This is a genomic window from Corallococcus sp. 4LFB, from assembly GCF_046520365.1.
In the GTDB taxonomy this organism is placed as follows: domain Bacteria; phylum Myxococcota; class Myxococcia; order Myxococcales; family Myxococcaceae; genus Corallococcus; species Corallococcus caeni.
This window is the reverse complement of sequence record NZ_JBKGHJ010000614.1, coordinates 1-4233: the sequence shown is the minus strand read 5'-3', so window position 1 is coordinate 4233 and position 4233 is coordinate 1. Positions and strand designations below refer to the sequence as shown.

The following is a 4233-nucleotide window of genomic DNA, read 5'->3' as shown; positions in this document are numbered from 1 at the left end:
CCGGCCTTCGGGGCCGGGGTGGCCTGCGCGACGGCCGGAGCGCCGGGGGGCGGCGGGCACGGCGGCCTGGGTGGCCGTGGGCTGGGCCAGGAACAGCGCCATCACGAGGAACTCAATCACTCCGTCGCTCCACCCAGCACGGCGTGGACCGTGCCCTCGAAGGTGAACGTCTGGTCCGCGGCGGACAGCGTGAAGCGGTCCGCTCGCATCTGGTAATCGGGGCCCTTCATCGTCACGCCCTCGTCGCCATGGGCCCGCCGCGCGTCCGAGTCGTAGGTGAGCCGGGGGGTGTTGGCCACCAGGCCCTCCGCCGTGCGCACGACGACGCCGCCCGTGCCCGTCCACCGTTTGGACGCGAGGCTGCCGTCCATATTCGGCGCGGTGATGGTGGTGCCTCCCGGCGAGGTGGGGGTCGAGTCCCGGGCCCCCTCCCCGGGGGGCAGGCGCACGACGACGTCGGTGGCCTGCACCTCGCCGCCCGCGCGCCGGTAGAGGACGCGCGAAGCGGTGCCGGAGACCTGGAGCGCGTCGCCCTCGTAGGAGCGCAGGCCGCGCGCCTCCAGCACCACGTCCGGGCGCGGCTCGTTCGCGGCGCCCGGGGCCGGACGGCGCGGCGCGCAGGCGGTGGCGAGGAGTCCCAGGAAGCTCAAGGCAAGCAGGCGCGGCACAGGGCCCTCCTTATCACCGCGCCGGGGCGGACGGTGCGCCGGCAAGGGCCGGGGGAACGTCCTGGGGAGGACGCGTCTTCCAGCGCTGGTGCATCCACACCCACTGTTCGGGGGCGCGGCGGATGGCCGCCTCGATGCGCTGCGACAGGGCGGCGGTGAGCGCCTGCACGGCCGCTTCACGCTCCGTCGCGGCCGGGTGCGGCACCTCCTCCATGGTGAGCCGGTAGCCTTCGCCGTCGCGCTGGCAGAAGCCCACCACCACCGCCGCGCCGGTGCGCAGCGCCAGGTCCGCCGCGGCGCGCGGGGTGGCCGCCAGCTCCCCGAAGAAGGGCACGAAGACGGACTGCACCCTGGTGTCCTGGTCGATGAGGATGCCCAGGATTTCGCCGCTCCGCAGCGCGCGGAGCATGGCCCGGGCCGCGCCCTCCTGGCCGCGCCAGATGCTGCGCACCCCGCCCTTCGCCCGGAAGTCCTCCACCAGGGCGGTGAGGCGCGGGTCGCTGGTCTCCTTCGCGATGCTCTGGCTGGGGTAGCCCGCCCTGGCCACGCGCCGGGCGAGCAGCTCCCAGTTGCCCACGTGGCCGGACACGAAGACGACGCCCTTCCCCTTCGCCAGCGCGGCCTCCAGCACCCGGCGGTCCTCGTCCGGCCAGGACACCAGGGACTCCAGCCCGGCCTCCAGCGCGCGCGAGGAGGCCACCTCCAGGGCGGCCGCGGCCAGGTGGCGGAAGGCGTCACGGGCGAGTGCGTCACGCTCGGCGTCGGTCCGGTCCGGGAAGGCGCGGGCCAGGGACTTGAGCGCCTTCTTCCGCTCCCCGCCCGCCAGGGCGTAGGCCCAGCCGCCCAGCGTCATGCCCAGGGTGCGGGCCGTGCCCAGCGGCAGGAACTGGAGCACGCGCAACATCCCGGCGATGAGCAGGTAGCGCAGGTAACGCTTGAGGCGCTTTGTTAAAGGGGGACGCTCCACGAAGCGTCTCCATATCCCATGCGCGAATACAACTTCGACGGCCTCATTGGCCCGACCCACAATTACGCCGGCCTCTCGCCGGGCAACCTGGCGTCACAGCACCACGGCGGCCAGCCCAGCCACCCCCGGGAGGCGGCGCTCCAGGGGCTGGAGAAGATGCGCTTCGTGTCGGAGCTGGGCGTGGGCCAGGCGGTGCTGCCGCCCCAGCCACGCCCTTCCCTGCGCACCCTGCGGACGCTGGGCTTCACGGGCTCCGACGAGGAGGTCATCACCCGCGCCGCTCGCGACGCGGAGCACCTGCTGCGCCTCACCTCCAGCGCCTCCGCCATGTGGACGGCGAACGCGGCCACGGTGGCGCCGTCGGCGGACACCGCGGACGGCCGGGTGCACCTGACGCCCGCGAACCTCACGCAGATGTTCCACCGCGCCATCGAAGCGGACACCACGCACTCGGTGCTGCGCGCCATCTTCGCGGACCCGAAGCACTTCCAGGTGCACGCGCCGCTGCCGGGCGCCTCCCACTTCGCGGACGAGGGCGCGGCCAACCACACGCGCCTCTTCACGCCAGGGCACAAGGCCGTGCACGTGCTCGCCTGGGGGCGCAGCGCGTGGCAGGACGTGAAGGGGCCGCAGCGCTTCCCCGCACGCCAGACGCTGGAGTCCAGCCAGGCCCTGGCGCGGCTGCACCAGTTGGCCCCGGAGCAGGTGCTCCTGCCGCGGCAGCACCCGGACGGCATCGACGCGGGCGCGTTCCACACGGACGTGCTCGCGGTGGGCAACGAGCGCTTCCTCATGCTGCACGCGCTGGCGTTCGTGGAGCACCCGAAGCTCCTCCAGACGCTGCGCGAGAAGCTGGGGGACGCCTTCCGCTTCGAGGTCGCCACGGACGCGGAGCTGCCGGTGAAGGACGCGGTGCGCGCGTACCCGTTCAACTCGCAGGTGCTGTCGCTGCCGGACGGCACCATGGCCATCATCGCGCCCATCGAGAGCCGCGAGACGCCCACCGCCCGCGCCTTCCTGGAGCGCGTCGTCGCCGGGGACAACCCGGTGAAGGCGGTGCACTACCTGGACGTTCGCCAGTCCATGAACAACGGCGGCGGCCCGGCGTGCCTGCGCCAGCGCATCACGCTCACGGACGCGGAGCGCGCCGCCGTCACCGCGGACGTCTTCTACTCTCCGGCGTTGCATGAATCGCTCGCGGGCTGGGTGCGCAAGCACTACCGCGACGTGCTCAAGCCGGAGGACGTGAGGGATCCGCAGCTCGCGCGCGAGACGATGACCGCGCTCGACGAGCTGACGCGGCTGCTCAAGCTGGGCAGCGTGTACGACTTCCAGCAATGACGTGGCGCGGCCCGCCTGCCTGCCCTCCGGTGCGCCGGGCAAGGGCGGGCAGTCACGCCCCCCCTGCTCGGGCGGCGAATGGCCGCACGTGTCGTCCGGACACACCTTGAACGTGAAGGAGGTGATGTCCCCCATGATCCCCAATGCCATCCAAAGCTACCTGCGGCGCCACCGTGTTCCCTTCGAGCGGTACGCCCACGCCCGGGCGGAGAGCGCGATGGAGCTCGTGGACGCCCTCAACGTGCCTGGCTGGCGCGTGGCCAAGTCCGTCATCGTGCTGGCGGACCGGCAGCCCTGGATCGTCGTCGTGCCCGCGATGACGACCGTGGACCTGCGGCAGATCCGCCACACGCTGGGCGTCCGCACCGCGCGGCTCGCCGCCGAGTCCGAGTTCGTCGACCACTTCCCTGACTGCGAGCCGGGCGCCGAGCCTCCCTTCGGCGAGCTGTACGGCCTGCCCGTCGCGATGGACGAATCCCTGAGCGTCAACGAGCGCCTGCTGTTCCGCGCCGGTTCTCATGAGGAGGCCCTGGAGATGCGCTTCCAGGACTTCGCGCGCCTGGAGTGGCCGCTGGTCGCGTCCTTCATCCAGCCGGTCTCGCGAGAGAAGGAAGAGAAGGAGGAGTACGGAACGCCGATGGAGGACTCAGGCGCGCCGGCCTGAGCCTTCAGGGCGAGGGAGCGTCGCTGACCGCCTCCGGGCCGGGCAGGTCCAGCTCCCGCGCCTTCGCGTCCTCCAGCAGCGCCCCCTTGTGTGCGTCCTGGAGCGCACGCTCGCGGGCCTCCAGCCGCGCCGCCCAGGCCTCCCCCTCCGCACGCCGCGCGTCCTTCAGCGGCATGAGCCTCAAGCCCTCGTGCACCGAGCGCGCCGCCGCGTGTAGCGCGACAGCAGCTCCTGCAACCGTGCCACCGCGAAGTGGCTCTCCGGGCCGGGCAGCAGCCCCACGACCGAGCGGCGCTGCTCCAGCGCGCGGGCCAGCAGCCCTTCTTTCTCAAAGCTGTCCGCCTCCAGTGACAGCAGGCGCGCGCGCTGACGCAGGTCGGTCAGGTACGGGGCCACCGCGGCCAACGTGTCCCGGGACCTTCGCGTGAGCCCGGCCTCCTGCTGCCGCGTGGACAGCGTGAAGGCCAGCTCCGCGTCATGGGGGAAGCGCTTCGCGAGCGCCTCCAGCGACTGGAGCGCCTCCGCGTGCCTGCCCTGCGCACGCCACACGTCCGCGCGCAGCAGGTGCGTGGCCAGCGCGTCCGGAGCGCGCC

The 4233-nt window shown here is 73.0% G+C and carries 5 protein-coding genes and 1 pseudogene; 2 read left to right on the top strand and 4 right to left on the bottom strand.

The features are described 5' to 3' along the window. Positions 1-116 precede the first annotated feature (116 nt). Both ACLEQD_RS38075 and ACLEQD_RS38070 read right to left on the bottom strand, forming a co-directional pair. Positions 117-668: a hypothetical protein gene (locus ACLEQD_RS38075; protein ID WP_410390754.1), complete on the bottom strand. Its 552-nt coding sequence runs from the start codon at positions 666-668 to the stop codon at positions 117-119. A 13-nt stretch (positions 669-681) separates the two neighbouring features. Next, on the bottom strand, positions 682-1635 hold the full coding sequence (locus ACLEQD_RS38070; protein ID WP_410390753.1) for a lysophospholipid acyltransferase family protein: 954 nt from the start codon (positions 1633-1635) through the stop codon (positions 682-684). A gap of 18 nt (positions 1636-1653) precedes the next feature. Here ACLEQD_RS38070 and astB point away from each other — a divergent pair, with 18 nt between their 5' ends. Both astB and ACLEQD_RS38060 read left to right on the top strand, forming a co-directional pair. Beyond that, entirely contained in the window at positions 1654-2976 is a 1323-nt protein-coding gene (astB, locus tag ACLEQD_RS38065) for an N-succinylarginine dihydrolase (RefSeq protein WP_410390752.1), read from the top strand. Between the two features lie 124 nt (positions 2977-3100). Continuing rightward, the gene (locus tag ACLEQD_RS38060) at positions 3101-3640 is read left to right on the top strand and encodes an aminoacyl-tRNA deacylase (protein WP_410390751.1); all 540 of its coding nucleotides are present in this window, start codon (positions 3101-3103) and stop codon (positions 3638-3640) included. A 4-nt stretch (positions 3641-3644) separates the two neighbouring features. Here the strand turns inward: ACLEQD_RS38060 and ACLEQD_RS38055 are convergent, their stop codons facing one another. After that, the gene (locus ACLEQD_RS38055; protein ID WP_410390750.1) at positions 3645-3815 is read right to left on the bottom strand and encodes a hypothetical protein; all 171 of its coding nucleotides are present in this window, start codon (positions 3813-3815) and stop codon (positions 3645-3647) included. Positions 3816-3820: 5 nt separating this feature from the next. Further along, positions 3821-4233 (bottom strand): annotated as a pseudogene (locus ACLEQD_RS38050) (polymerase); the annotation flags it as partial.

Bases quoted from the DNA above. Each gene is read 5' to 3' on its own strand.
- astB (WP_410390752.1), top strand. From the start codon at position 1,654: ATGCGCGAATACAACTTCGACGGCCTCATTGGCCCGACCCACAATTAC.
- ACLEQD_RS38060 (WP_410390751.1), top strand. From the start codon at position 3,101: ATGTCCCCCATGATCCCCAATGCCATCCAAAGCTACCTGCGGCGCCAC.
- ACLEQD_RS38055 (WP_410390750.1), bottom strand. From the start codon at position 3,815: ATGCCGCTGAAGGACGCGCGGCGTGCGGAGGGGGAGGCCTGGGCGGCG.